Below are 23,518 nucleotides of genomic sequence, written 5' to 3'. Positions count from 1 at the left end.
CAGCCCGCCGGCTACCCGGCGGCCGCCGTCCGCTCCGCGTAGCGGCGCTCGAAGGCGAGGATCGCGTCCGTGGCCTCGAACAGCTCGTCCGCCATCTGCTGGAGCACCGCGTCCTCCTGGCGATAGGGGTCGATGACGTCGTTGCGCTCCGGGTGGCGCACCGGCACCCGCTGCCGCAGCCGCGGCGCCTGCTGCACCAGCCACGCCCAGCGCTCGGCGCGCTCCGCCGGCACCGCGCGGTCGAGCTCCGGGTCGGTGGAGAGGTACTGCAGGATCCGGGCGAACTCCCGCAGCGTGAAGACCCTCTTCAGCAGCCGCGGGGCCTGCTGCAGCAGCGGCTGGGTGTGCTCCCGGGCCATCACGAGCACGAGGTCCACGTCCTGCAGCACGTCCGGGGTGACCTGCCGGGCCCGGTGCGCGGCGGCGGCCTCCAGGCCGCGGTCCTGGGCCAGCCGGCCCACCCGCTGCTCGAAGCCCTCGTCCACCAGCGCGTGCATCCCGGCGCTCGTCACCTCGAAGCCCCCGGGCGAGATCTCGTCGAGGCCGTGGTCGAGCTCGACCGCCGCCATGGGCGAGCGGCACACGTTGCCCGTGCAGACCGTCAGGATGCGCGTGGGGGCCATGGTTCTCCTCTGGGGGTCGAGTCCGGTTCATCGTATCCGCCGGTGCCGCCTGAGCAGGGCGTTCTCCTCGCGGAGGGGCATCGCGCCGCTGACGGGAACCGGGGTGCGCAGAGCCCGTCGTCGTCGTGCCGGGGACCGGATCACTACGCCCGAAGAGGTACGGGTGCGTAACACGGCACATCGTTATTGATTATTTATGCAAACGCGCCTTTATACTCGACCTGGCTCTGAGGATCTTCCCCCCATCCCGATGGCCTTGCACGAGTCGTTCCCCCCAACGATCCATGCGAGTTAGGCGTTCCAGCGTGAAAGCAACCCCCCGACTGACGCTGCCCGCCGCCCTCACGGCGGCGGTGCTGGCCATCACCACACTGACCCCGGTCGCGGCCCTGGACGAGGCCGCCACCCCCCGAACCACCACCCTCTCCGAGGAGCGCCAGGGCGGCCTGGTCTCCAAGGTCGTGGAGTCCGACGGCGAGATCGTCTCCACCGCGGTGGACGCGGCCACCGGCGAGGCCGTCCGCCCCGACCCGGCCCGCGCCGGCACCCAGCCCGCCGCGGGCGACCCGCACGGCGGCGCCGTCATGGGCCAGTGGGCCAAGTCCGAGCAGCACTTCGAGCAGCTGGCCGCGGCCTCCGCCCGCACCGCCGACGAGCTCGCCGGGAACGCCGACGACGACGCGGCCGACACCGGCGCCGCCCCCGGCGCCGCTCCCGGCGCCGCGGAGGAGGCTGTCGCAGGGGTCGCGTCGGCCGAGTCCCTCGGGGCCGCCGCGTCCTGGGCCCCCAGCGGGATCAAGGGCACGGACGTCTCCAACTGGCAGCCCTCCCTGAACTGGTCGAGCCTGTGGAACCAGGGCTCCCGCTTCGCCTATGTGAAGACCTCCGAGGGCGACAGCATCCGCAACAGCCTCTTCAACCAGCAGTACGTCGGCGCCGGGGCCGTGGGCATGGTCCGCGGCGGCTACCACTTCGCCATCCCGACCCGCACGTCCTCGGGCGCGAAGCAGGCCGACTACTTCATCGACAACGGCGGCGGCTGGTCCGCGGACGGCAGGACCCTCCCCGGTCTGCTGGACATGGAGGACAATCCCTACCGCTCGCTCTACGGCAACCACTGCTACAACTTCAGCCAGGCCGAGATGGTCAGCTGGATCCGCGACTTCTCCAACCGGTACAAGGCCCGCACCGGGCGGGTGCCGGCCATCTACACGAACTTCTACTGGTGGCAGGACTGCACCGGCAGCTCCACCGCGTTCAACGACCACCCCATGCACATCGCCGCCTACGGGACCACCGCCCCCCGGGTGCCCAGCGGCTGGTCCACCTACGACTTCTGGCAGTACACCGACGCCGGCTTCAACGAGAAGATCGACGCCAACGTCTACCGCGGCAGCGCGGCGCAGCTCCAGGACCTGGTGCGCAACCGCTACTACAAGCCCCTCGGCGGCCGCGCCCCGGCCGGCACCCCGGTGACCGCTCCGGCGGCCCCCGCCGAGGTGGCCCCCGCCGGCTACGTGGTGAAGGGCGGCATCGGCAACCAGTACCGGGCCCTCGGCGGCTCCTCGGTCTTCGGCACGCCGACCATGAACGAGCGCGGCGGCCTGGTCAACGGTGGCGTGTACCAGCGGTTCTCCAAGAACCACACGTTCTACTGGAGCTCCCCCACCGGCGCGTGGCCCGTGAACTTCAACGGCGCCATCGGCCGGAAGTTCACCGCCAACCGCTACGAGAACGGCTTCGGCTACCCCAGCACCCGCGAGATCACCGGGCTCACCGGCGGTGGCGCCTACCAGGTGTTCCGCAGCGGCTCCGCCGTGAACAAGGTGCTGTGGAGCCCCGCCACCGGCGCCCAGCCCGTCCGGGAGACCAGCGCGATCGGCGGCGCCTGGAAGCGCGGCGGCTACGAGCGCGGCTACGGCTACCCCTCCACCCCCGAGATCGGCGGGCTCGTCAACGGCGGCTCGTACCAGCTGTTCCGCAACGGCAACGACGTCCACAAGATCCTGTGGAGCCCCGCCACCGGGGCGCACGCCGTCAAGGAGAACAGCGCGATCGGCCGGGAGTGGATGGCCGCCGGCTCCGAGCGCGGCTACGGCTACCCGACCACCGGCGAGTACCGCTACGGCACCGAGATCCGGCAGAAGTTCTCGAAGAACTTCACCGTGCACTACTCGACCACCACGAAGAGGACCTGGGCCACCCGATGACCGACGCCAAGCACCGCGCCCCTGCGCGCACCCGCACCCCCGGCCGCCTGGCGCTGACCGCCGCGGCCCTCGCCCTGGCGGTTCCCGCCACCGGGATCCTCGCGGCGGCCCCGGCCGCCGCGGCGACCTCGGACATCGTCAAGGTCTCCGCGAGCACCCGCTCGGCCGACGCCCAGCAGCTGCTGGAGCTCATCAACGCCCACCGCAAGGCCAAGGGCCTGGCCCCCGTGAAGTACTCGGCCACCGTCTCCGGGATCGCCCAGGGCCAGTCCGACCGCCTGGTCCGCGAGGAGGTCATCGACCACACGGACACCTTCCTCAAGGACTCCCGGGCCGGCGCCTGGAACGCCGCCGGGGAGATCCACGCCGTCTCCTGGCAGGGCAGGGTGAGCGACCTGATGACGTGGTGGAAGGGCTCCACGGCGCACAACAAGGTCCTCACCGACCCGAAGATGTCGGTCATCGGCATCGGTCTGACCTACGTGGACGGGCAGCTGGCCGGCAACAAGCAGGGCTGGAAGCTCGTGGGCACCGTGACCTCCTACGGCTACGCGAACGGCAGCGCGCCCGCGGACGCCCGGACCGTGGTGGGCACGGCACCGGCCCCGGCGCCCGCGCCGGCACCTGCGCCGGCACCGGCGCCGGCGCCCAAGCCTCCGGCCGTCGCGCCGATCACCTCGGCCGGGTACGAGGTGCGCGGCGGGATCGGCCGCCAGTACCACGCCCTGGGTGGAGCCGCGGCCTTCGGCGCCCCGACCACGAACGAGCGCGGCGGGCTGGTGGGCGGCGGCTCCCTGCAGAGCTTCGCCAAGAGCACCACCTTCTACTGGAGCGCCCCCACCGGGGCCTGGCCGGTGCGGTTCGACAGCGCCATCGGCCAGAAGTACGCCGCCGCCGGCTACGAGCGCGGCTACGGCTACCCCAGCGGCCAGGAGCGCGGCGGGCTCACCGGCGGCGGCGCCTACCAGGTGTTCCGCAGCGGCGCCTCCGTGCACAAGGTGCTGTGGAGCCCCCGCACCGGGGCGAAGACCGTCAAGGAGAACAGCGCGATCGGCCAGCGGTGGAAGTCGGCCGGCTACGAGCGGGGCTACGGCTACCCGAGCACCGACGAGTACCGGTACGGCTCCGAGGTGCGCCAGCGGTTCTCGAACGGGTACACCGTGCACTGGTCCTCGGTCACGAAGCGGACCTGGGTCACCCGCTGACCCTCTCGGCTCCGCACGAACGCCCGGCCGGATCCCCCCGGCCGGGCGTTCTGCTGTCCACCAGTGCGGGCGGACGTCCCCCGGCCGGCGGACGCGCCTGCGCCTCCGCACCCGTGTCCCCCGTGGGAGGGTCGCCGGGACGAAACCGCACGTCCGGGTGTGGTACCGCTCACACTTCCGGCGGCAGGTGGCTGCATCCTTTGTGCGGAACCTGGGGATTTCTGCGTTTTCGCGTGGCCACATCGGGGGACATCTTTCCGCCGGCCTGTCCCCCGATCCGCCCGACTTTCCGATCATTAAGTACCGCAGGGTAAACAAGGACTCCGTCGTCCCGCGTCTTTGCCTTCCCATATACATGTGTCGCGATGCGAATTGTGTGCTTCCGTACATGTTTGCGCTTGTGACATGCCCGTTCCGTCCTGGCACGCTGGCCAGGTCGGCCCGTCCGGGGGGACCAGCCGACCGGTCCGCCGGGGTGGCGGACCGTCGTCCGGGGGAACGAGCATGCAGTGCGCCACAGGTTGGACCATCACGACTTTCCGCGGCGCCGTCGAGCCGACCGCTCCGGCAGCACGGTGGCGCCGCCGGTGTTCTACGACCCCAGCGGCAAGCGGTGGTACCGGATCCTCGCCGCGCTCATGGTGCTGCTCGCCCTCGTGGCCGGTCTGCTCTCCTGGATCCTGCCCCAGGCGCTGGCGCAGCCCTGGGACCGGTCGCTGAACCAGGACCCCGGCTATCCGCGCGAGCTGATCGCCACCGGGGACACCGAGAACATCCCGCTGCTCGGGGACGCGTCCCGTCCGTTCTCCCGGATCGGTCTCGTCGAGGAGGCCGACGGCGCCGCCGTGCTGGCCGATCCGTTCAGCGACGAGATCCTCCGCACGCTCAGCGAGGAGGAGGCGAAGCTCGTCGAAGGCCACCCCTACGCCATGGAGCGCTTCGGCGAGATCCCCGACCGCCGGCTGATCATCACCTTCGACGACGGGCCCGACGCCGCGTTCACCCCCGAGGTGCTCGACGTGCTCTCGGCCGAGGGAGTGCCCGCCACGTTCTTCAGCATCGGGACCAACGTGGTCAAGCACCCCGACCTGTTCCAGCGCGTGCTCCGCGAGGGACACATGGTGGGCAACCACACGATGACCCACTTCACCTCCTGGGAGGCCGACTTCCGCAACCGCGAGGAGCTGATCGGCACCGACCGGGCCATGCGCTCCGTCGGCGACTACGCCACTCCGCTGTTCCGGCTGCCCACCGGGGACCCGGACAACAAGCCGCTCCCCGTGCTCGAGGCCCAGCAGATGGGCTACCTGCACGTGGACTTCACCCTCGACACCGAGGACTGGCAGTACGGCCCCGGGGAGCAGATCGAGCTGCCCGCCCTCGACGGGGAGGGGCGCGTGGTGCTGATGCACGACGGCGGCGGGGACCGCACCGCCACGATCGAGGCCCTGCGGGAGCTGATCAGCGACGCCAAGGCGGCCGGCTACACGTTCAGCACGCTGGCGCCGCTCCTCCCGGAGGACCACCAGCCGGTCGCCGACACCCAGCCGGTGCTGGCGGACGACGCCACCGCCCTCGCCCTGACCACCCTCACGGTCACGCCGGACGTGCTGATGACGTGGCTGTTCTGGTTCGGCATCGGGTCCCTGACCCTGATGTCGGCCCTCTACGTGGTGCTGGCCCTGATCGGCCACCGGCGCCAGCAGCGCCGGGTCTGGCCGCAGATCCCCGAGGAGGACCTGCCCATGGTCTCGGTGATCCTGCCGGTGTTCAACGAGGAGCCCGTGGTCGAACGCACCCTGTCCGCGCTGGCCGCCAGCGACTACCCGAACCTCGAGGTCATCGCCGTCGACGACGGCTCCACCGACGGCACCCTGGCCATTCTGCGCCGTTTCGCCGAGTCCTGGCCGGCGCTGCGGGTGCTCACCCAGCCCAACGGCGGCAAGTCCATCGCCTCCAACCACGGGATCATGGCCGCCCGCGGCGAGATCGTGGTGACCCTGGACGGGGACACCCTCTTCGAGCCCCGGACCGTGCGGATGTTCGCCCGCCACTTCACCGACCGCGCCGGCAAGCGCCCCGTCGGGGCGGTGGCCGGGCACGTGAAGGTCGGCAACCGCCGCGGGATCCTCACCATGTGGCAGTCCCTGGAGTACATCTCCGGGATCTGCGTCACCCGCATGGGCGAAGGTGTGGCCGGAGCCATCTCCATCGTGCCCGGGGCCTGCGCGGCCTGGCGCAAGGACGCCCTGCAGGCCGCCGGCGGCTACTCCCACGACACGCTCGCCGAGGACGCCGACCTCACCATGACCCTGCAGCGCCTGGGCTGGGCCGTGGTGCAGGAGAACCAGGCCGTGGCCTGGACCGAGGCGCCCATGACCATCCAGGGGCTGGCCAAGCAGCGGCTGCGCTGGACCTACGGCAACCTCCAGGCCCTGTGGAAGCACGCCGGGATGCTCTTCCGCCCCCGCTACGGCTTCCTCGGGCTCGTCGCCCTGCCCTACACCCTGCTCGCCACCGTCATCCCGCTGGTCTTCCTGCCCCTGACCGTGCTGATGGCCGGGATCAACATCGCGGTCGGCAACTGGCAGCCCATCGCCGCCTTCGCCGCCTTCGTGCTGACCATCCACGCGATCATCTGCGTGATCGCCATCCGGATGGTCGGGGAGTCCTGGACGCACCTGCTGATCGTGCCCGTCTACCGGATCGTCTACGAGCCCCTGCGCGCCTATCTGCTCTACGCCTCCGTGCTCCAGGCGCTGCGGGGCAGGATGATCGGCTGGTACAAGCCCGAGCGCACCAACAGCGTCTTCGACGTCGAGGGAACGGCGGACCGCCGCGCGGACGCGCAGCACGTCTGACCTCGCACCGGGCTCGGCATCGGCCCCGGCAACGTCCCGTCCGGCTATTCCTCGACGTCCTCGACGAGGACCCGGGTGAACTCCCCGGTCTCCTCCTCGAGCCCGCTGCAGAAGTCGTTGGCCTCGGCCGGGTCCCCGTCCTCCGCGGTGCACGGCCGGTCCCGGTTCAGGGACCAGTAGGAGAGCCGTCCCACGCCCTGCTCCCGGGCGAAGGCCGCGAGCTCGGCGGCCGCGTCCAGGTCCAGGACCTCACCCGGGACGTCGTTGACCCCGATCATGGGCGTCAGGCCGATCCGGTGCCACGCCTCCTCCGCGGAGAGGTCCTGGCCCGCCGCGCCCCACAGCGCCGTGAGCTGGCCGTGCACCGAGCGGGCCGCCTCCTCCGAGGCCGCGGCCATGGACTGCTCCGCGGGCTTGGACTCGCTGTAGTTCATGGTCATGACGTTCACCCCGGCGAGGTCCACCTCGGCCGCCAGCATCCGGGCCACCACGTCCACCGAGTCCTGGTCCAGGCCGCGCGGGGCCACCGGCAGCGTCGCCCAGATCTCCAGGGGCTCGTCCCGCTCCTCCTGCAGGCGCACCAGGACCTCGGCCCGCCGCTGGTTGGCCGCCGGGTCCTCGAGGTCGTCCAGTTCGATGTCGAAGTCCGCGGTGCGCACGTCGTAGCGCTCGAGCACCGTCCGGTACGCCGCGAGCAGCCGGTCCGGGTCGGTGCAGGCGGTGGCCAGCTCGTCCCCGGCCGCGCCGCCGAAGGAGACCACCACGTCCCCGCCGGCCTCCCGCAGCGCCGCGATCTGCTCCTCCATCCGCAGGGTGCCCTCTGCCTCGTCGAGCCCGTAGTAGCCGCCCCACGAGGGCGTGCACGGATCCTCCGGATCGGCCACCACGAAGCCCAGCACCGTGCGGGGCTGCCCTGCGGCCTCCGTCCCGAAGTCGAAGTACGGATAGGACGTGGTGTTGACGTAGCCGCCGGACCACGGCTCGTGCTGGTCCCCGCAGCCGGTGAGGACCAGGCCCGCGGCGCCGAGCAGCCCCAGGGACCGCAGGCGCCGGGAGCCGCGCGCCGAGCAGCCCCTCACCGCGCGGCGAGGGGCTGCGTCGTCGTCGACCGGGGCACGGTCCGGGTCCGGATCCTGTGCTCGGAGGAGGTCTCGGTCCAGGTCAGGATCTGCCGTCGAACAGGCTGGTCACCGAGCCGTCCTCGAAGACCTCCTGGATGGCGCGCGCGATGAGCGGGGCGATCGAGAGGACCGTGAGGTTCTCGAACTGGTGCTCCGGGGGCACGGGCAGGGTGTCCGTGACGACCACCTCGAGGGCGCCGCACGTGGACAGCCGCTCCACGGCGGGGTCCGAGAACACGGCGTGGGTCGCGGCGATGATGACGTCCTTGGCACCCCGCTCGCGCAGCACCTGCACCGCGCCGGAGATGGTCCCGCCGGTGTCGATCATGTCGTCGATCAGCACGCAGGTGCGGCCCTCGATCTGCCCCACGACCTCCTTGGAGGTGGCCTGGTTGGGGCGGGTGATGTCGCGGGTCTTGTGCACGAAGGCGAGCGGGCAGCCGCCCAGCAGCTCCGTCCACTGCTCCGCCACGCGCACGCGCCCGGTGTCCGGGGAGACCACGGTGACGTTCGCGACGTCGACGACGGAGCGCACGTGCTCCGCCAGCAGCGGAATGGCCATCAGGTGGTCCACCGGGCCGTCGAAGAAGCCCTGGATCTGCGCGGTGTGCAGGTCCACGGACATCAGCCGGTCCGCGCCGGCCGTCTTGTAGAGGTCCGAGATGAGGCGGGCCGAGATGGGCTCGCGGCCCCGGTGCTTCTTGTCCTGCCGGGCGTAGGGGTAGAACGGGGACACCACGGTGATCGACTTCGCGGACGCCCGCTTCAGGGAGTCGATCATCAGCAGCTGCTCCATGATCCACTGGTTGATCGGGGCCGGGTGCGACTGGATGAGGAAGGCGTCCGTGCCGCGCACCGACTCCCCGAAGCGCACGTAGGTCTCGCCGTTGGCGAAGTCGTAGGCGTCCGTGGGGATCAGCTCCGTGCCCAGCTCCGCCGCGATGCGCTCGGCCAGCTCGGGGTGCGCCCGCCCGGAGACCAGGACCAGCTGCTTGGCGCCCTCGTTCGTGATGGCAGTGGTCATTGCTACTCGCTTTCCTCGGTGGTGTCCCCGGCCGTGGCGTGCGCCGTGGTGTCCGCGCCGGCCGCTGCGCCGGTGTGCTCGGTGGTCCCGGGCGTGGCCCCGGACGCGGTGGTCCCCGCGGTGGTCCCGGAGGCGGTCGTGGCGGCCCCGTTGCCCAGGGCGCGGGCGGCGGCCTCGGCCGCGGCGGTGCCGGGCCGGTGCTCCACGACCCAGTTCTCGACGACCCGCTGCGCGCCCTCCGTCAGGGCCAGCGCCCCGGGCGGCACGTCCTTGCGGATCGTGGTGCCCGCGCCGGAGTAGGCGCCGTCGCCGACCTGCACGGGCGCCACGTACATGTTGTCCGAGCCCATCCGGACGTGGTCGCCGATCACGGTGCGGTGCTTGCGCACGCCGTCGTAGTTGACGAAGACGGAGGCCGCCCCGATGTTGGAGTGCTCGCCGATCGTGGCGTCCCCCACGTAGGACAGGTGCGGGACCTTCGAGCCGGTGCCGATCCGGGAGTTCTTGGTCTCCACGAACGTGCCGATCTTGCCCTCGTCGGCGAGCACCGTGCCCGGGCGCAGGTAGGCGAACGGGCCCACGCTGGCGCGCGGTCCGATCACGGAGCCGGAGCCGTGCGTGCGCACCACGTGGGCGCCGGGGCCGACCTCCACGTCCGTGAGGGTGGTGTCCGGGCCGACGACGGCGTCCTCGCCCACCCGGGTGCCCCCGTGCAGCTGGGTGCCCGGCAGGATCGTGGCGTCCGCGGCGATGCGCACCTGCACGTCGATCCAGGTGCTGGCGGGGTCCACGATCGTCACGCCGTTGCGCATGTGCGCCTCGAGGACCCGGCGGTTGAGGTGGGCGCCGAGCTGGGCGAGCTGCACGCGGTCGTTGGCGCCCTCGACCTCCCAGCGGTCCTCGATCTTCAGCGCGTCCACGGCGTGGCCGGCCTCGCGGGCCAGCAGCGGGACGTCCGTCAGGTACATCTCGCCCTGGGCGTTGTCCGAGGTGACCTTCGCGAGGCTGTCGCGAAGCACGTCGGCGTCGAAGGCGAAGATCCCGGAGTTGATCTCGGCGACCGCGAGCTCGGCCTCGCTGGCGTCCTTGGCCTCCTTGATCTCGCGGAAGGAGCCGTCGGCGTCGCGAAGGATCCGGCCGTAGCCGCCGGGCTGCTCGTGGTCGGCGGTCAGCACGGTCACCGCGTTGCCGCGCTCCTCGTGGTGGGCGACCAGCCGCTGCAGGACCTCCGGGGTCAGCAGCGGGACGTCGCCGTAGGTGACGACCACGGTGCCGGTCAGCCGCTTCTGGGCGTCGAGCGCCTCCACGGCCACCTGGACCGCCCGGCCCGTGCCGGGGACCTCGTCCTGGTCCACGATCAGCGCCTCGGGGTCCTGCTCGAGGACGTGCGGGGCCACGAGCTCCCGCTCGAAGCGCACCACCGCGGCCAGCCGCTGCGGGTGCAGGCTCCGGGCGGCCACCAGGCAGTGCCCCACCATGGAACGACCCCCGATCCGGTGCAGGATCTTGGGGGTCTTGGACTTCATGCGCGTGCCCTTGCCGGCGGCCAGGACGATGACGGCGGCGGGCCCGACGGCCGCCCCCGGACGGTTCACAGTGCTCTGGGGGGTGCTCACGGCGGGATGCAGCTCCTCGGTCGTCGATCGTGGGAGAGGCGCCGGTGGGCTCGTGGCTCCGGCTCGGTTCCGTCTCACTGGGTGTTGCGCCCGTCGGCTCGGGGACTTCCGAGCTCCCGGGCTGTCGGGCGGGATGCGGGCGTTCCGCCTCTAGGACTCGAACCTAGACTCCACGGCTCCAAAGGCCGGGGTGCTGCCGATTACACCAAGGCGGAGCACCGCCGTGGAACGGCAGTGGTGCACGCAGTGCACAGGCAGTCACCCTACCACTCGGGCATCAGGCCCCGGCCGCTCCCGGGCGGCCCAGGATCACGATGATCCGGGCCGCGGCGGCGGCCTCCCGCAGCTCCGGGACGGCGGCGAACAGGTCCTCGACCGTGTCCTCGTCCACCCCCGAGACGATCAGCGGCGCGCGGTCCAGGAGGGGCCGCATCCGCTCGAACGCGGCGGCCGGGCCCTCCCCCGCCGCCGAGGACGCCGCGACGTTCCAGGCCACGGACGCACCGTAGTGCGGGTCCACGTCCAGGGTCCCCGCCTCGCGGGCGCGCTCCAGGTACTGGATCAGCTCCACCTCGTCCGCGGTGGCGCTCTCCGTCTCGAGCAGCAGGTGCACCTGGTGGGCCGAGGCGGCCTCGGCGAGTGCGGCGAGCATGGAGAAGATCCGGTCCTCGCTGCGACCCCGCCCGCCCATGCCGGCCCGGGGCACCACGAGGTACTCGGCACCCACGCCCGCGGCCAGGGAGAGGTGGTCGTCGAGCACCGCGATGACGCCCTCGTCCGGGATGTCCTGGTCGATCGAGATGTCCGCCCGCAGCATCAGGGGGTCGGCGCCCGCTCCGCGCAGGGCCTCCCCCACCTGCCGCTGCGGCACCGACCCGAGGTGGCGCCCGACCAGCTGGCCGGGCCCCGCCGGGATCTCCACGGGTCCGGGGTGCTCCGTCACGGCCCGGACGGCCTGCTCCAGGTCCGTGATGCCGTCCAGCCTGGTGCCCAGGGGACGTGTGCTCGGGGTCGAGGAGGATCGCTCCGTCGATGTGTGCTCCATGCCCTCCATGCTCTCATCCGAGCATGAGCCGCCGCTGAGAAGTTTCTGTCCGCACATCCGTCGTTCCCCTGCGCACCCCCGTGCCGCCCCCGTGCCGCCCCAGTGCCGCCGAGTCCCCAACCAGCTCGTGTTTCCCCATGATTCCGCCTGGGGAAATGCGACCACCCTGGGGGCTCGACGATCGCGGGCGCGTGCGGGTGGGGACTCGGCGGGGCAGGGGGCCGAGTGGTGGGGACTCGGCGGGGCAGCGGGTCAATCTGTGGGGACTCGGCGGGGCAGCGGGTCAATCTGTGGGGACTCGGCGGGGCGCGGGGCGCGAGTACCCTTGACGGGTGGCACATCTACTCGGCGGCGAGAACCTGCACCTGGAATTCCCCACCAAGACGGTCTTCGACGCCGTCAGTCTCGGCATCGACGAGGGCGACCGGATCGGCATCGTGGGCCGCAACGGCGACGGCAAGTCCACGCTCATGAAGCTGCTCGCCGGACGGCTCCGGCCGGACGGGGGCCGCGTGACCGTCCGCTCCGGTGTGCACGTGGGCATGCTGGACCAGGCCGACGTGCTGGACCCGGAGCTGACCGTGGGGCACGCCGTCGTCGGCGACCGCGAGGAGCACGAGTGGGCCGGGGACGCGAAGGTGCGCGACGTCATCGCGGGGCTGGTCAAGGACCTCGACTGGGACGCGAGGCTCGGCGAGCTCTCCGGCGGGCAGAAGCGCCGCGTGGCGCTCGCCGCGCTGCTCGCCGGGGACTGGGACGTCATCTTCCTCGACGAGCCCACCAACCACCTGGACGTGGACGGCATCACGTGGCTGGCCCGCCACCTGAACAACCGCTGGCCGAAGAACCAGGGCGGGCTGGCCGTGGTCACCCACGACCGGTGGTTCCTGGACGCCGTGTGCACCGACACGTGGGAGGTGCACGACCGGATGGTGGAGCCCTTCGAGGGCGGCTACGCGGCGTACGTCCTGCAGCGCGTGGAGCGGGACCGGCAGGCCGCCACCGTGGAGTCCAAGCGGCAGAACCTCATGAAGAAGGAGCTGGCGTGGCTGCGCCGCGGCGCGCCCGCCCGCACGGCCAAGCCGAAGTTCCGGATCGAGGCCGCGAACCAGCTGATCAACGACGTCCCGCCGCCGCGCGACACCGTGGCCCTGTCCCAGCTGGCGGTCTCCCGGCTGGGCAAGGACGTGGTGGACCTCGAGAAGGTCTCCGTCTCCTACCCCACCGAGGACGACGGGCCGCGGGAGGTGCTCCGGGACGTGACCTGGCTGATCGCCCCCGGCGAGCGCACCGGCATCCTGGGCGTCAACGGCGCGGGCAAGTCCACGCTGCTGGGCCTGGTCACCGGCGAGGTGCAGCCCACCAGCGGGCGGGTCAAGCGCGGGAAGACCGTGAAGATCGCGACCCTCACCCAGCAGCTGTCCGAGCTGGAGGACGTGGCCGAGGACCGGGTCTCGGACGTGGTGGCCTCCAAGCGCACCACCTACGTGGCCGACGGCAAGGAGATGACGCCGGGCCAGCTGCTGGAGCGCCTGGGCTTCACCCACGAGCAGCTCGCCACGCCCGTGAAGGACCTCTCCGGCGGGCAGAAGCGGCGCCTGCAGCTGCTGATGATCCTGCTCGACGAGCCGAACGTGCTGATCCTCGACGAGCCCTCCAACGACCTCGACACCGACATGCTCGCGGCCATGGAGGACCTGCTCGACACCTGGCCGGGCACCCTGCTGGTGGTCTCGCACGACCGCTACCTCCTGGAGCGGGTCACCGACCAGCAGTACGCCGTGATCGACGGCCGCTTCCGGCACCTGCCCCGCGGGGTGGAGCAGTACCTGGAGCTCGCCTCCCAGTCCCGCACCGGCACGGCCGCCGGCTCCGCGAACGCCTCGAACCCGCTGGCGGCCGCGGGGGCGTCCTCGAACGGGACGACGACGGCGGAGGGCGCGCCCCGGCTCTCCGGCGCCCAGGCCCGCGCCGCGCAGAAGGAGGTGGGCGCGATCGAGCGGAAGCTCGAGAAGCTCTCCGCCCAGGTCGACGCGCTGCACGCGGAGATGGCCGAGCACGACCAGTCCGACTACACCGGCCTCGGCGGGATCACCGCACGGCTGAGCGCGGTCCAGGACGAGATCGAGGAGCTCGAGCTGCGCTGGCTCGAGCTGTCCGAGGACCTGGTCTAGCCCCCGTGGCGGGCCCGGAGCAGGAGGCCGTGGCCCTGCTCTCGGGCAGCCGGACGGGCCCGGTCCTGGCGGCCGCGCTCGCCCCCGCCGGTTCCGCCGTGCAGCGGTGGACGCTGCGGCGCGTCCACCACCGGCCGGGCGCCGGGGTCAGCGCGGTCTACGACGTCGTGGCCCTGACCGGCGCACGGCGGGCCGCCGAGGTGGTGTGCGTGAGCACCGCCGACCCGCCCGGGCGCTCCACCGACGGCGTGACCCGGATCCGGCACGAGGGCGTGGACCTCGTGGCGTGGCCGCACCCGCACGACCCCTGGCTGCCCGGGCTGGCCTGGGCCTCCTCCCCCGGCGCCGTGGGGCGGGACGTCTTCGCCTCCACCGTGCCCGCCGAGCTCACCGAGGTCTCCTACCGGCCGACCCGCCGTGCCGTGCTGCGAGCGGTCCACGAGTCCGAGGTGCGCTATCTCAAGGTGCTGCGGCAGGACCGGGCTGCGGCCCTGCACGCCCGGCACCGGATGCTGCTCGGGGCCGGGCTGCCCGTGCCGGCCCCCGTGGAGGACCCCGTGCGGGACGTCGTGGTGCTCCGGCAGCTGCCGGGCGCCCCGCTGGCCGCATCCGTGCGGGAGGACGGCGCCGCCGCGCTGCGCCCCGAGCACGTGCTCACGCTGCTCGACGCCCTGCCCGCCGCCGCGCTCGGGCTCCCGGCGCGCGCCTCCTGGACGGACCGGGTCCTCGACTACGGGCACGCGGCCGCGGTGGCCCTGCCGGAGGAGCGGGCCCGGATCGAGCGGCTGGCCGCGGCGGTCGACGCCGCCCGCCGGGCTACGGACCCCGGTCCCGTGGTGCCCGTGCACGGGGACCTGTACGAGTCGAACCTGCTCGTGGGCCCGGGGGACTCCGGGGCGTTCGGACCGGTGACGGGGCTGCTCGACGTCGACGCCGTGGGCCCCGGCCACCGGGTGGACGACCTCGCCTGCCTCGTGGCCCACCTCGCGGTGCTGCCCACGGTCCACGACCGCTACGGGCACGCGCCGGCCGCCGCGCAGCGCCTGCTCGCCGGCTTCGACGCGGCTGTGGACCCGGCCGCGCTGCGGGTGCGCTGCGCAGGGGTCGCCCTGTCCCTGGTGGCCGGCGCCCGCCGCTCGGGCGGCCCGCCGGACCGGGCCCGCCGGCGGCTGGAGATCGCCGAGCGGTTCCTCTCGAACTCCTCCTGACAGCGGCCCTGCAGGCTGAACCCGCTGAATCCCGGTGCACTGCCCTTCCGTTGGCCGCGCCGCGGAAGGCCGCCGTCAGCCGTGAACCCCGGCGATGGGCGTCGCCCGGTCGTCAGACGGGCAGTAACACCGCAGTCACGCCGTTCGGCCGAGCATGGGTCGCATCGAGACCAGTTCGCCTGTTCGGGGTCGTGACCGGTGGTGTGTTGCTGTCAGCTCGCCTAGGACCACTTGTCGGCCACCGCATTCACCCGGTGCCTGGTCGACCTGTCCGCCACTGAGGAGACCGTGCCATGGCCATCACGTACAAGATCCACCCCGCCATCGGGATCGCTCGGGTCGGCAACAGTCCCGACGAGTTCTACATCGGCCCCGAGCGACCGGGCGAGCGCCCGAATCCCCCGGGCGGCTTCAAGGATGCCCAATGCCGCGTGAAAAGACAGGCGGCACGTTTCCGCGTCTTCGCCCACCACGACGACGGCACGGCGCAGGAGGTCTCGGACCTCCAGGCCCAGATCACCTGGACCGTGCATCTCGCCAATAAGAAAGCATCTTTCCCGGGCCGGGGCAACAACGAGCCCGCCGCCGACATCACCATCGATCCAGGCCCCCGCACAGCGACCGGCCCGGACCAGCGCCACCTCTTCGACACCGGAAGCATCCGCTTCGCAGGCCAAGCCGAGGTCAAGGTACCCCTCGGCGAGATGCGCACCGACGACAACGGGCGGCTGCTCGTTCTCGGAGGCGCCGGGACCTCGAGGTCGCCCGCGGGCAACTTCATCGGCGACTTCTGGGCCAACCCCGGCTGGTACGACGACGTCGCTGACGGACCCGTCACGGCCACCATCACGTTGCGCGACACGGGTGACGCGCCGACCGTCGCGCCGGCTTGGGTGATCGTCGGTCCGCCCAAATTCGCCCCACAGCAGGACAGCCCCACGACGCTGTACGACCGCGTGCTCCAGGAGATGATCTCCCGCGGCCTGCATCCCGCGCCCACCACCACGTCATACACGGAGGACATCCACCCCGTTCTTCAACGGGCTCGGGACATGAGGTGGGTGGAGGCCATCCGCGGGGCGCATCAGTGGACCGATCCCGTGACGTCTCCCGCTGCCGTCACGGCCATCGTGAGCAGGGTCACTCCGCCGGGGGGCGGTCAGGCGGACATGCCCCGGCTCTGGGGCGCTGACGCCGTCCTCACAGAGACCCAGTACGGTCATCTCCAGCGCTGGCAGGCCGGCAACTACACCGACGACTGGCAGGGTGCCCCCGATCCCCCGCCGGACGTGACCCCGGAGGGGCTGGACCGCTCGGCGCTCGAGGCCGCGGTCGGCGCCGCCTTCTTCCCCGGCATCGAGGCCGGCGGGCTCGAGGAGGGCTCCCGCCCCATTCTCGAGAAGCCCTACACGGAGGCCTTCAGACTGGACCACGCCCACTCGACCGCCGGCGACATCACTGCTGCCCTGGCCCTGCCCTGGCAGGCCGACTTCAAGGCCTGCAACGACCTGTGGTGGCCGGTGCCTCGCCCCAATGACGTCTTCGCTCCGGGAGCGTCGTCCTCGGTGCGCTGGGAGCGCGGCGCCCCGAGCGCGATGGACATGGTCCAGCGGTGGCACAGCCTCGGCTTCGTCGTCGAGCAGGGCGATCAGAAGGTCGAGGTGGAGCGTTGCGACCAGCCGTCCGTCACTTTGCTGAGTCCGCGGTTGAACTTCATCGATGTTCCCCAGGGACCCATGGCGATGGTGCGAGAGATGCCGCTCGCCATCACTTTCGAGGTGATCTCCCCCGGCGCACCGGTCACCCTCGAATACGCTCCCGGCGCCGGGCCGACCCATCCCCAGCTCGTCGCCGTCACGAGCGCCGTGACCGTCGGACCCACCAACGCTTCGTCGGTAGGCACGGCCCGTCTGTGGTTGGTCTACCGCACCGGTGCCGCAGGATCGGCCATGCCCACCCAGCTGCTCACGGTCCGGAACGTGGCCGACTCGACGCAGACCTGGGACGTGACTGTCGACGGCAACACTGTTCCGCGGCGCACCACCGCATCCGCGCTCGTCCTCGACCGGTCGGGCAGCATGGCCGAGGACCGTGGCGACGGGCAGACCAAGCACGTGGCACTGCAGCAGGCCGCGAATGTCTTCGTCGACCTCGCACTGGCCGGCGACGGCATCTCCGTCGTCCGCTACAACGAGGACGCCCAGGTGCTCCAGCCGGTGCTCGAACTCGGAGGGGGCGGCCTGACGGACTTCAACCGCGCTGCCACGCACGACGTCGTCAACGGCCCCGGCCTGGATCCCGGGGGAGCAACCTCCATCGGCGACGGCATCTGGGAGGGACACGGCCAGCTCCGGTCTGCACGAGGCGCCTACGACGCCACGGCACTCGTGGTGCTCACCGACGGCGTCGAGAACAGCCCGCGCTGGATCTCCGACGTCGCGGACCAGATCGACGCGACCACCTACGCTGTGGGCCTCGGCACGCCGCAGAACACCAGCGCACCGGCACTGCAGGCCCTGTCCGGGAACACCGGCGGCTATCTGCTGGTCACCGGCACCATCACGGCCGACCAACGCTTTCTGTTGCAGAAGTACTTCCTCCACATCCTCTCGGGGATCTCGAACACCGAGATCGTTCTCGATCCCGAGGGCGAGCTGCGAGGCGACGAAGTGCACCGCATCCCGTTCACGGTCAGTGACGCCGACTCCGGTCTGGAGATCGTCCTGCTCACCGAACACCCGAACTCCGTGGACTTCCGCCTCCAGACCCCGAACGGCTTCCTGGTCGAGCCCTGGCGCGCGCAGTCCGAACCGACAATGGCCTTCCACACCGGCGATGGGCTCGCCTTCTACCGCTTCTCCCTCCCGGCGCAACTCCTTCCCGGCCGATTCGACCAGGAGGGCACCTGGCACGCGCTCCTCGCCCTCGGCCGGCCGCGATTGGAGCGCTCGGGCTCCGGGAGAGGCACCGACCCCGGCATCCTCCGCGGTCGCCCCCCACAGGGTGGCATTCAGCAGCACCGGCGGAGCCTTCACGAGCACGAACGCGCCTATCTCGTCGCTGCCGAGGCAGCCGGAGCGGCGTCCGCCGCCGCCCGCCGTGGGGAGACCGCCGCGGTCTCCCCGGCGTCGACGGACCGGCGCGGTCTCCCGTACAGCCTCGTCGTCCACGCCCATTCCGACCTCACCCTCCGCGCCCATGTCGAGCAGACCGGTCACCGACCTGGGGATGTGCTCACCGTGAGCGCGACCGTGGCGCAATCCGCGCTGCCCGTCGCGGGCGACACAACGGTGTGGGTGGAGATCACGCCACCTGACGGGCCCCCCACCCACCTCGATCTCAGGGCGGCGGACGAACAGCGATTCGAGGGCCGGTTCACCGCATCCGTGCCGGGGCTCTATCGCCTGCGGATCCGGGCAAGAGGTCACACCCGGCGTGGGCTTCCGTGGGAGCGGGAGCGCACTCTCACCGCCGGCGTCTGGAGGGGCGGCTCCGATACACGTGACCTCAGCCGCGACCTCGGTGAGCTCTTGCGCGTGCAGGATCGAAGTCTGGGCAGCCTGCTGTCCGGGCTGCTTCGTGCCGATCCCCGGCTCGTCGAGCGTCTCACAGAGGGAAGTGTCGACATCGGAGCCGTACCGAGTCATGCCGAGGAACGGCGCTCGGCCGACGGGGAGGTGGGGGACCGGTGACGAGCGCACCGCGCGACATCGTCGTGGTGGGCGCAGGGCCGGCCGGGTCCCTGCTCGCCCTGCTCTGCGCCCGGGCCGGCCGCCGCGTGGTGCTGCTCGAGCACAGCAGATTCCGGCGGCCGCGGATCGGTGAGACAGTGGCCCCGTCCATCCAGCAGGACCTTCGCGCCGCAGGCCTCTGGGAGGACTTCCTCGCCCTCGCGCCGCTGCCCTCCTGGGGCACGGAGAGCGCCTGGGGCAGCGCGGAGCCGGCCACCCACTCCCACGTCCTGAGTCCGTACGGCTGCGCCTGGCACGTGGACCGGCTGTCCTTCGACGCCTGGCTCGCGGACAGCGCCGCGCGTGAAGGGGCTGCACTCCTGACCGGGACAACTGTCCGCTCCTGCCTGTGGCACGGCGATCGGTGGACGCTCGAGCTCTCCAGTGGTGGATTCTTCGAGTCGTGGGTCGTCGTGGACGGAACCGGCCGCAGCGCCCGGATCGGCAGGATGCTGGGTGCCGAGCGGATTCCGCTGGACCGGCTCGTCGCCATCACGGTCACGGCCGACCGCACGGCCGAGGCGGGCCACCTTCTGATCGAGACGGTTCCCGACGGCTGGTGGTACTCCGCTCCGTTGCCGTCCGGCCGTCTCGTCGCCATGCTCATGACCGACGCCGACCTGTGTCGCGACGGCAACCTCGCCTCCCGGGTCGTGTGGCGTGAGCGTCTTAACACCGCCCCGCTGACCAGCCGCCGGCTGCGTGGGCTCCCCCTCCGCAGCGGACCGACGGTGCACGCAGCGACGAGCCAGCGGCTACACCGCCGTGACGCACTCCCGTGGCTTGCGCTCGGCGACGCCGCTCTCGCTGTCGATCCTGCCTCCGGAAGCGGGATCGTCCGCGCTCTCCGGAGCGCAGCCGCCGGCGCCACCGCGGTCGAGGCCTGCCTGGACGGAGCGGGCACGGCCCCACTCGAGGCGTACGAGCACACTCAGGACACCGCATGCACCAAGTACCTGCTCGAGCGCGCAGAGATCTATGCCACCGAAAGACGCTGGTCCTCCCCATTCTGGCAACGCCGGCGGAGGAGCATCCCTGCAAACATGGGTTCGTGAGGCATCGCTCGGCGAGCGGGCTTGACGCGACGGTTACCCCGGGCCGTGGGTGCGCGGCGAATCGGTGGGCCCAGACGGACGGCGGTGGCGGGATAGCGCCCCGCCACCGCCGTCGATCCGTCCCGTCCTACTCCTCGGTGGCCTCCGCGGCCTGCAGTCGGTAGGCATCCGAGAAGTCCAGTTCCCAGACCGCGCCGCCGCCGATAGCGCCATAGGGGTTCTGCGGCCCCTCCGCGATGCCCTCGGCCGGCGCCACGCTGTTCACCGAGGCGTAGACCTGGCCGTGCCTGCCGGTTGCTAGACCGGCCGGCAGCGGGACGTCGATCGCGTACCGGGTAGCGTCCTCCTGGTGCCGGTGCAGCACCACCACCTGGCCGGGCACCTTCCCCGGGGTGGGGGGCGCCTCCTCCGCCGGGGTCTCCCCCGGAGGCAACGGCGGGGTCGGCCCGAACAGCTGCGAGACGTACAGGTGCTTGCCGTCCACGGCCACGCCGGTGACCGCGGTGAAGCCGTCCCAGCGGCCCAGTTCGGTGCCGTCCGCGGAGAACTGCACGACCGAGGCCTCCCCCGGGCGCTCGGAGCCCAGACCGCCCACGTAGACGTTGCCGTACTTGTCCGCGGTCAGGGACGTCGGCACGAACTCGGCCGGACCGGCCGGGTCATCCGTGCCGTCCGGCAGCGCGGGGGTCGGCCAGGTGGCGAACACCGTGATCTCGTACTCCGGCAGGGCGTCCTCCGTGGCGGTGGAGAAGTCCGGCTCGACCTTCCACACGGTGTTCGCGGCGGCGTCGGCCACGAGCGCGTAGCCGTCCGGCGAAACTTCGTCGTCCTCGTCCACGTAGAGCACCGCATACGGGTTGGACTCGATCTGCGCTCCGTCGGGGTTCAATTCCTCCTCGGCGGCCTGCAGGTCGGCGTATGGAATCAGGTAGGACTCACCGTCCTCCTCGGTGCCCGCCACGAGCATCGATCCGTTCTGCATGGGCGGCCCCGCAGGATCGTAACCGGCCACGATGTACTGGCCGGCCACGTCCGTGGCGTCCGCGCCGTTGGCGCCGACTGCGAAGGAGCCGTCAGGGCCGGCCATGCTCAGGAAGCCCTCGGCCACGGTCGAGACCGTGGGCGTGCCGAATCCCGGGTTCTCGATCAGGCTGACGGCCCCGGTCGGTCCGGCGCACCCCATCTCCCCGCAGTCCGTTCCGCCGCGGCCGGCCTCGGCCACGACCAGGTTCCCGTGCTGGTCCCGGTTGAGCTGCCGCGGATTGTCCAGGCCGTCCGCGACCACCCGTGGTCCGGACGACCCGTCGTCCCCGTGCGCGAACGCCGACGGCACCGACCCCGCCAGCACCACGACGGCCGTGAACAGCCCTGCTCCGAGTCTCTGTCCTGTCATGACCCACCCCCGGTCGGATCCTCCCGCGCGACGGCCGCGCGACAGCCCCAGGCTAGGACCGTGCTTCCACCCCCACCAGCAACGATCCGCAACCGTGACCACCTCTTCACCTACGCGCGGGTACAGGGCGGGGCGCCGTCACACTGGCCCGTTCCTTGACTCCGTCCGGAGCCGAGCGTGGACTCGGGAGCATGGAGACCCCACCGGTGCCGCGCACCTCGTCCGCCCCGTTCCTGCTCCGACCGCTCGCCCTGCTGACGATGCTCACCCTGCTGGTCCTCGCCCTCGGTACCGCCCTGCTCACCGCGCCCGCCGCCGGGGCGCTGGAGCTGCGCGGCGGCGAGGACGACGTGCTGGTGGCGGCGGACGAGGTCGTGGACGACGACCTGTACGTGACCGGCGGGACCGTGGTGGTCGACGGCACCGTGCGCGGCGACCTCCTGGTGGCCGCCGGGACGGTGACGATCAACGGCACCGTCGAGGGGGACCTCATGGCGGCGGCCCGGACCGTGGTGATCGAGGGCACCGTGGGCGACGACGCCCGCCTGGCCGGCCAGACGCTCCTGCTCGGCGAGCAGGCCCGGGTGGCCGACGACCTGGTCACGGCCGGATACAGCGTGGAGACCCGCCCCGGCGCCGAGATCGGCGGGGACGTCCTGCTCGGCGCCTACCAGGCCCTGCTGGCCGGGTCGGTCGAGGGCGACCTGACCGCCGGTGCCGCCGCGCTCGCCCTGGCCGGCACGATCGGCGGGGACGTGCAGGCGGACGTGGGCTCCGCCGACGCCACCGGTGCCGCCTGGGCACCGACCACCGGCGTGGCCGTCCCTCGCGTGGACCCCGGGCTGACGCTGACCGACGCGGCCCGCCTCGACGGGAACCTGTCCTACCGGTCCGGGACAGAGGCCGCCGTCGCCCCGGGCGCCGAGATCGCCGGGGAGGTCACGTACGAGCAGGTGGCCGTCGAGGAGCAGCCCGTCGGACCCACCGGTCCGCTCGCGCTGCTGATCGCCGGTCTGCGCCGGTTCGTGACGCTGTTCCTGGTCGGGCTGCTCGCGCTGTGGCTGCTGCCCCGGGCCGTGACCGGGGCGGCGGCCACGCTCCGCGCCCGGCCCTGGATCAGCCTCGGCTGGGGAGCCCTGGCGATCGCGGGCACCGCCGTCGCCGTGCTCGCCGTGCTCGTCGTCTCGGTCCTGCTGGCCGCCGCCCTGGGCTGGCTGACCCTCGCCGGGCTGGCCGCCGCGGTCGTGACCACGGCCGTGGTCATCGACCTCGTGCTGGTCCTGGGGCTGGTGCTCGCCGTGGCCCTGCTGGCCCCGGTCGTGGTGGGCCTCACCGCCGGCGGGCTGGTCCTGCGGGACCGGGCGCCGGCGCGCTTCGGCCGGCGCGTGCTCGCCCTGGCCCTCGGCCTGCTGCTCTACGTGCTGCTGCGGGCCGTGCCCTTCCTGGGTCCCGTCGTCGCCCTGCTCGTGGCGCTGCTCGGCGTGGGCGCGCTCGTGGTGTGGGCCTGGGACGCCGCCCGCCGCTCCCGGGCGCGCCGGCGCGCGGAGCGGGACCGGGAGGCGGGCCGGGAACACGGGGCGGACACCGGACCGTGGCCGACGGACGCCCAGCCCGCCGGCGCCGGGCAGGCCGACGCGGGGCGCATCCCGCCGGGGCCGTCGCAGCAGCCGCGGCCGCCGTGGTCCGGCGGCGGCTCCGGGCGGCAGGGCCCCACGGAACCGCCGCGCTGAGCCTCAGCCCACCGGCATCGAGAGCACCTCGAGGGCCGCGCGCAGCTTCGTGGAGGACGTGTGGACCGTGTACGGGAAGTACACGACCTCCACGCCCACCGCCGCGAACTCCCGCTCGAGCCGCTCGCCCTTCGGGGTGCCGCGCCAGTCGTCCCCCTTGAAGAACACGTCGAAGCGGAGCTGCTGCCACGTGTCCAGCTTGTCCAGCAGCACCTCGGCGTGGACCTGGTCCACGTAGCGGATGTGCTCGACGATCTCCATCCGCTCCCGCAGGGAGACCACGGGCCGGTGGCCCTTGGTGATCTCGATCAGGTCGTCCGAGACCACCCCGGCGATCAGGTGGTCGCAGTGCTGCCTGGCCTGGCGCAGGATGTTCAGGTGCCCCACGTGGAACAGGTCGAACGCCCCGGCCGCGTAGCCCACGCGGGGCCGCCGCGCCGTCGGGTCCTGGGAGGGGGTGGTGTTCATGCCGGTCGCTCCTGTCGGATCGAAGAGGTGAGGCCCCGGCCGCCGGCGGCGGCC

Annotated in this window: 15 protein-coding genes and 1 tRNA gene; 8 read left to right on the top strand and 8 right to left on the bottom strand. The window is 72.3% G+C overall.

Going from position 1 to position 23,518, the window contains the following annotated elements:
• Positions 1-11: 11 nt before the first annotated feature.
• Positions 12-623 (bottom strand): low molecular weight phosphatase family protein, encoded by a 612-nt coding sequence (locus ACFU0Y_RS03925; protein WP_380213139.1) that lies wholly within the window; start codon positions 621-623, stop codon positions 12-14.
• A gap of 305 nt (positions 624-928) precedes the next feature.
• Between ACFU0Y_RS03925 and ACFU0Y_RS03920 the strand changes: the two genes are divergently transcribed.
• The 3 genes from ACFU0Y_RS03920 (at position 929) to ACFU0Y_RS03910 (ending at position 6,899) form a co-directional block, all read left to right on the top strand.
• Positions 929-2,833: a GH25 family lysozyme gene (locus tag ACFU0Y_RS03920; RefSeq protein WP_380213138.1), complete on the top strand. Its 1,905-nt coding sequence runs from the start codon at positions 929-931 to the stop codon at positions 2,831-2,833.
• On the top strand, positions 2,830-4,038 hold the full coding sequence (locus tag ACFU0Y_RS03915; protein ID WP_380213137.1) for a CAP domain-containing protein: 1,209 nt from the start codon (positions 2,830-2,832) through the stop codon (positions 4,036-4,038). Before ACFU0Y_RS03920 ends, ACFU0Y_RS03915 begins: the two co-directional genes overlap by 4 nt.
• Positions 4,039-4,625: 587 nt before the next feature.
• Positions 4,626-6,899, top strand: coding sequence for a bifunctional polysaccharide deacetylase/glycosyltransferase family 2 protein (locus tag ACFU0Y_RS03910; protein WP_380213136.1), 2,274 nt, complete (start codon positions 4,626-4,628; stop codon positions 6,897-6,899).
• Between the two features lie 44 nt (positions 6,900-6,943).
• Here the strand turns inward: ACFU0Y_RS03910 and ACFU0Y_RS03905 are convergent, their stop codons facing one another.
• The 5 genes from ACFU0Y_RS03905 to ACFU0Y_RS03885 all read right to left on the bottom strand — a co-directional run bounded on the left by ACFU0Y_RS03905 (position 6,944) and on the right by ACFU0Y_RS03885 (position 11,705).
• A complete protein-coding gene (locus tag ACFU0Y_RS03905; RefSeq protein ID WP_380213135.1) occupies positions 6,944-7,978 on the bottom strand; it encodes a chitinase in 1,035 nt (344 codons plus the stop codon).
• Positions 7,979-8,060: 82 nt separating this feature from the next.
• Entirely contained in the window at positions 8,061-9,044 is a 984-nt protein-coding gene (locus ACFU0Y_RS03900) for a ribose-phosphate diphosphokinase (RefSeq protein ID WP_380213134.1), read from the bottom strand.
• Positions 9,045-9,046: 2 nt separating this feature from the next.
• Positions 9,047-10,570, bottom strand: a complete 1,524-nt coding sequence (gene glmU / locus ACFU0Y_RS03895) for a bifunctional UDP-N-acetylglucosamine diphosphorylase/glucosamine-1-phosphate N-acetyltransferase GlmU (RefSeq protein WP_380213150.1) — start codon at positions 10,568-10,570, stop codon at positions 9,047-9,049.
• A 232-nt stretch (positions 10,571-10,802) separates the two neighbouring features.
• A tRNA-Gln gene (locus ACFU0Y_RS03890) sits at positions 10,803-10,875 on the bottom strand.
• A 62-nt stretch (positions 10,876-10,937) separates the two neighbouring features.
• A complete protein-coding gene (locus ACFU0Y_RS03885; RefSeq protein ID WP_380213133.1) occupies positions 10,938-11,705 on the bottom strand; it encodes a hypothetical protein in 768 nt (255 codons plus the stop codon).
• A 332-nt stretch (positions 11,706-12,037) separates the two neighbouring features.
• Between ACFU0Y_RS03885 and ACFU0Y_RS03880 the strand changes: the two genes are divergently transcribed.
• The 4 genes from ACFU0Y_RS03880 to ACFU0Y_RS03865 all read left to right on the top strand — a co-directional run bounded on the left by ACFU0Y_RS03880 (position 12,038) and on the right by ACFU0Y_RS03865 (position 19,873).
• The gene (locus tag ACFU0Y_RS03880) at positions 12,038-13,879 is read left to right on the top strand and encodes an ABC-F family ATP-binding cassette domain-containing protein (RefSeq protein WP_380213132.1); all 1,842 of its coding nucleotides are present in this window, start codon (positions 12,038-12,040) and stop codon (positions 13,877-13,879) included.
• Positions 13,880-13,884: 5 nt separating this feature from the next.
• Entirely contained in the window at positions 13,885-15,087 is a 1,203-nt protein-coding gene (locus ACFU0Y_RS03875) for an aminoglycoside phosphotransferase family protein (protein WP_380213131.1), read from the top strand.
• A 293-nt stretch (positions 15,088-15,380) separates the two neighbouring features.
• Positions 15,381-18,779 carry a LodA/GoxA family CTQ-dependent oxidase gene (locus ACFU0Y_RS03870; RefSeq protein ID WP_380213130.1) on the top strand — a complete coding sequence of 1,133 codons (3,399 nt, stop codon included), beginning with the start codon at positions 15,381-15,383 and terminating at the stop codon, positions 18,777-18,779.
• Positions 18,776-19,873, top strand: coding sequence for an NAD(P)/FAD-dependent oxidoreductase (locus tag ACFU0Y_RS03865; protein ID WP_380213129.1), 1,098 nt, complete (start codon positions 18,776-18,778; stop codon positions 19,871-19,873). The genes ACFU0Y_RS03870 and ACFU0Y_RS03865 overlap by 4 nt, the downstream gene beginning before the upstream one ends.
• 127 nt (positions 19,874-20,000) lie before the next feature.
• On the opposite strand, the gene ACFU0Y_RS03860 is transcribed toward ACFU0Y_RS03865, so the two are convergent.
• Positions 20,001-21,266 (bottom strand): ScyD/ScyE family protein, encoded by a 1,266-nt coding sequence (locus ACFU0Y_RS03860; RefSeq protein WP_380213128.1) that lies wholly within the window; start codon positions 21,264-21,266, stop codon positions 20,001-20,003.
• Positions 21,267-21,457: 191 nt separating this feature from the next.
• Here ACFU0Y_RS03860 and ACFU0Y_RS03855 point away from each other — a divergent pair, with 191 nt between their 5' ends.
• On the top strand, positions 21,458-22,996 hold the full coding sequence (locus ACFU0Y_RS03855) for a polymer-forming cytoskeletal protein (RefSeq protein ID WP_380213127.1): 1,539 nt from the start codon (positions 21,458-21,460) through the stop codon (positions 22,994-22,996).
• Positions 22,997-22,999: 3 nt separating this feature from the next.
• Here the strand turns inward: ACFU0Y_RS03855 and ACFU0Y_RS03850 are convergent, their stop codons facing one another.
• Positions 23,000-23,464, bottom strand: a complete 465-nt coding sequence (locus tag ACFU0Y_RS03850; protein WP_380213126.1) for an adenylyltransferase/cytidyltransferase family protein — start codon at positions 23,462-23,464, stop codon at positions 23,000-23,002.
• Positions 23,465-23,518 lie beyond the last annotated feature (54 nt).

The organism is Kocuria sp. NPDC057446, from assembly GCF_042802875.1.
In the GTDB taxonomy this organism is placed as follows: Bacteria; Actinomycetota; Actinomycetes; order Actinomycetales; family Micrococcaceae; genus Kocuria.
The sequence above is the reverse complement of the archived record's forward strand: the minus strand, read 5'-3'. Positions and strand labels throughout refer to the sequence as shown.

Bases quoted from the DNA above. Each gene is read 5' to 3' on its own strand.
- ACFU0Y_RS03925 (WP_380213139.1), bottom strand. From the start codon at position 623: ATGGCCCCCACGCGCATCCTGACGGTCTGCACGGGCAACGTGTGCCGC.
- ACFU0Y_RS03915 (WP_380213137.1), top strand. From the start codon at position 2,830: ATGACCGACGCCAAGCACCGCGCCCCTGCGCGCACCCGCACCCCCGGC.
- ACFU0Y_RS03900 (WP_380213134.1), bottom strand. From the start codon at position 9,044: ATGACCACTGCCATCACGAACGAGGGCGCCAAGCAGCTGGTCCTGGTC.
- glmU (WP_380213150.1), bottom strand. From the start codon at position 10,570: ATGAAGTCCAAGACCCCCAAGATCCTGCACCGGATCGGGGGTCGTTCC.
- ACFU0Y_RS03885 (WP_380213133.1), bottom strand. From the start codon at position 11,705: ATGGAGCACACATCGACGGAGCGATCCTCCTCGACCCCGAGCACACGT.
- ACFU0Y_RS03870 (WP_380213130.1), top strand. From the start codon at position 15,381: ATGGCCATCACGTACAAGATCCACCCCGCCATCGGGATCGCTCGGGTC.
- ACFU0Y_RS03860 (WP_380213128.1), bottom strand. From the start codon at position 21,266: ATGACAGGACAGAGACTCGGAGCAGGGCTGTTCACGGCCGTCGTGGTG.
- ACFU0Y_RS03855 (WP_380213127.1), top strand. From the start codon at position 21,458: ATGGAGACCCCACCGGTGCCGCGCACCTCGTCCGCCCCGTTCCTGCTC.
- ACFU0Y_RS03850 (WP_380213126.1), bottom strand. From the start codon at position 23,464: ATGAACACCACCCCCTCCCAGGACCCGACGGCGCGGCGGCCCCGCGTG.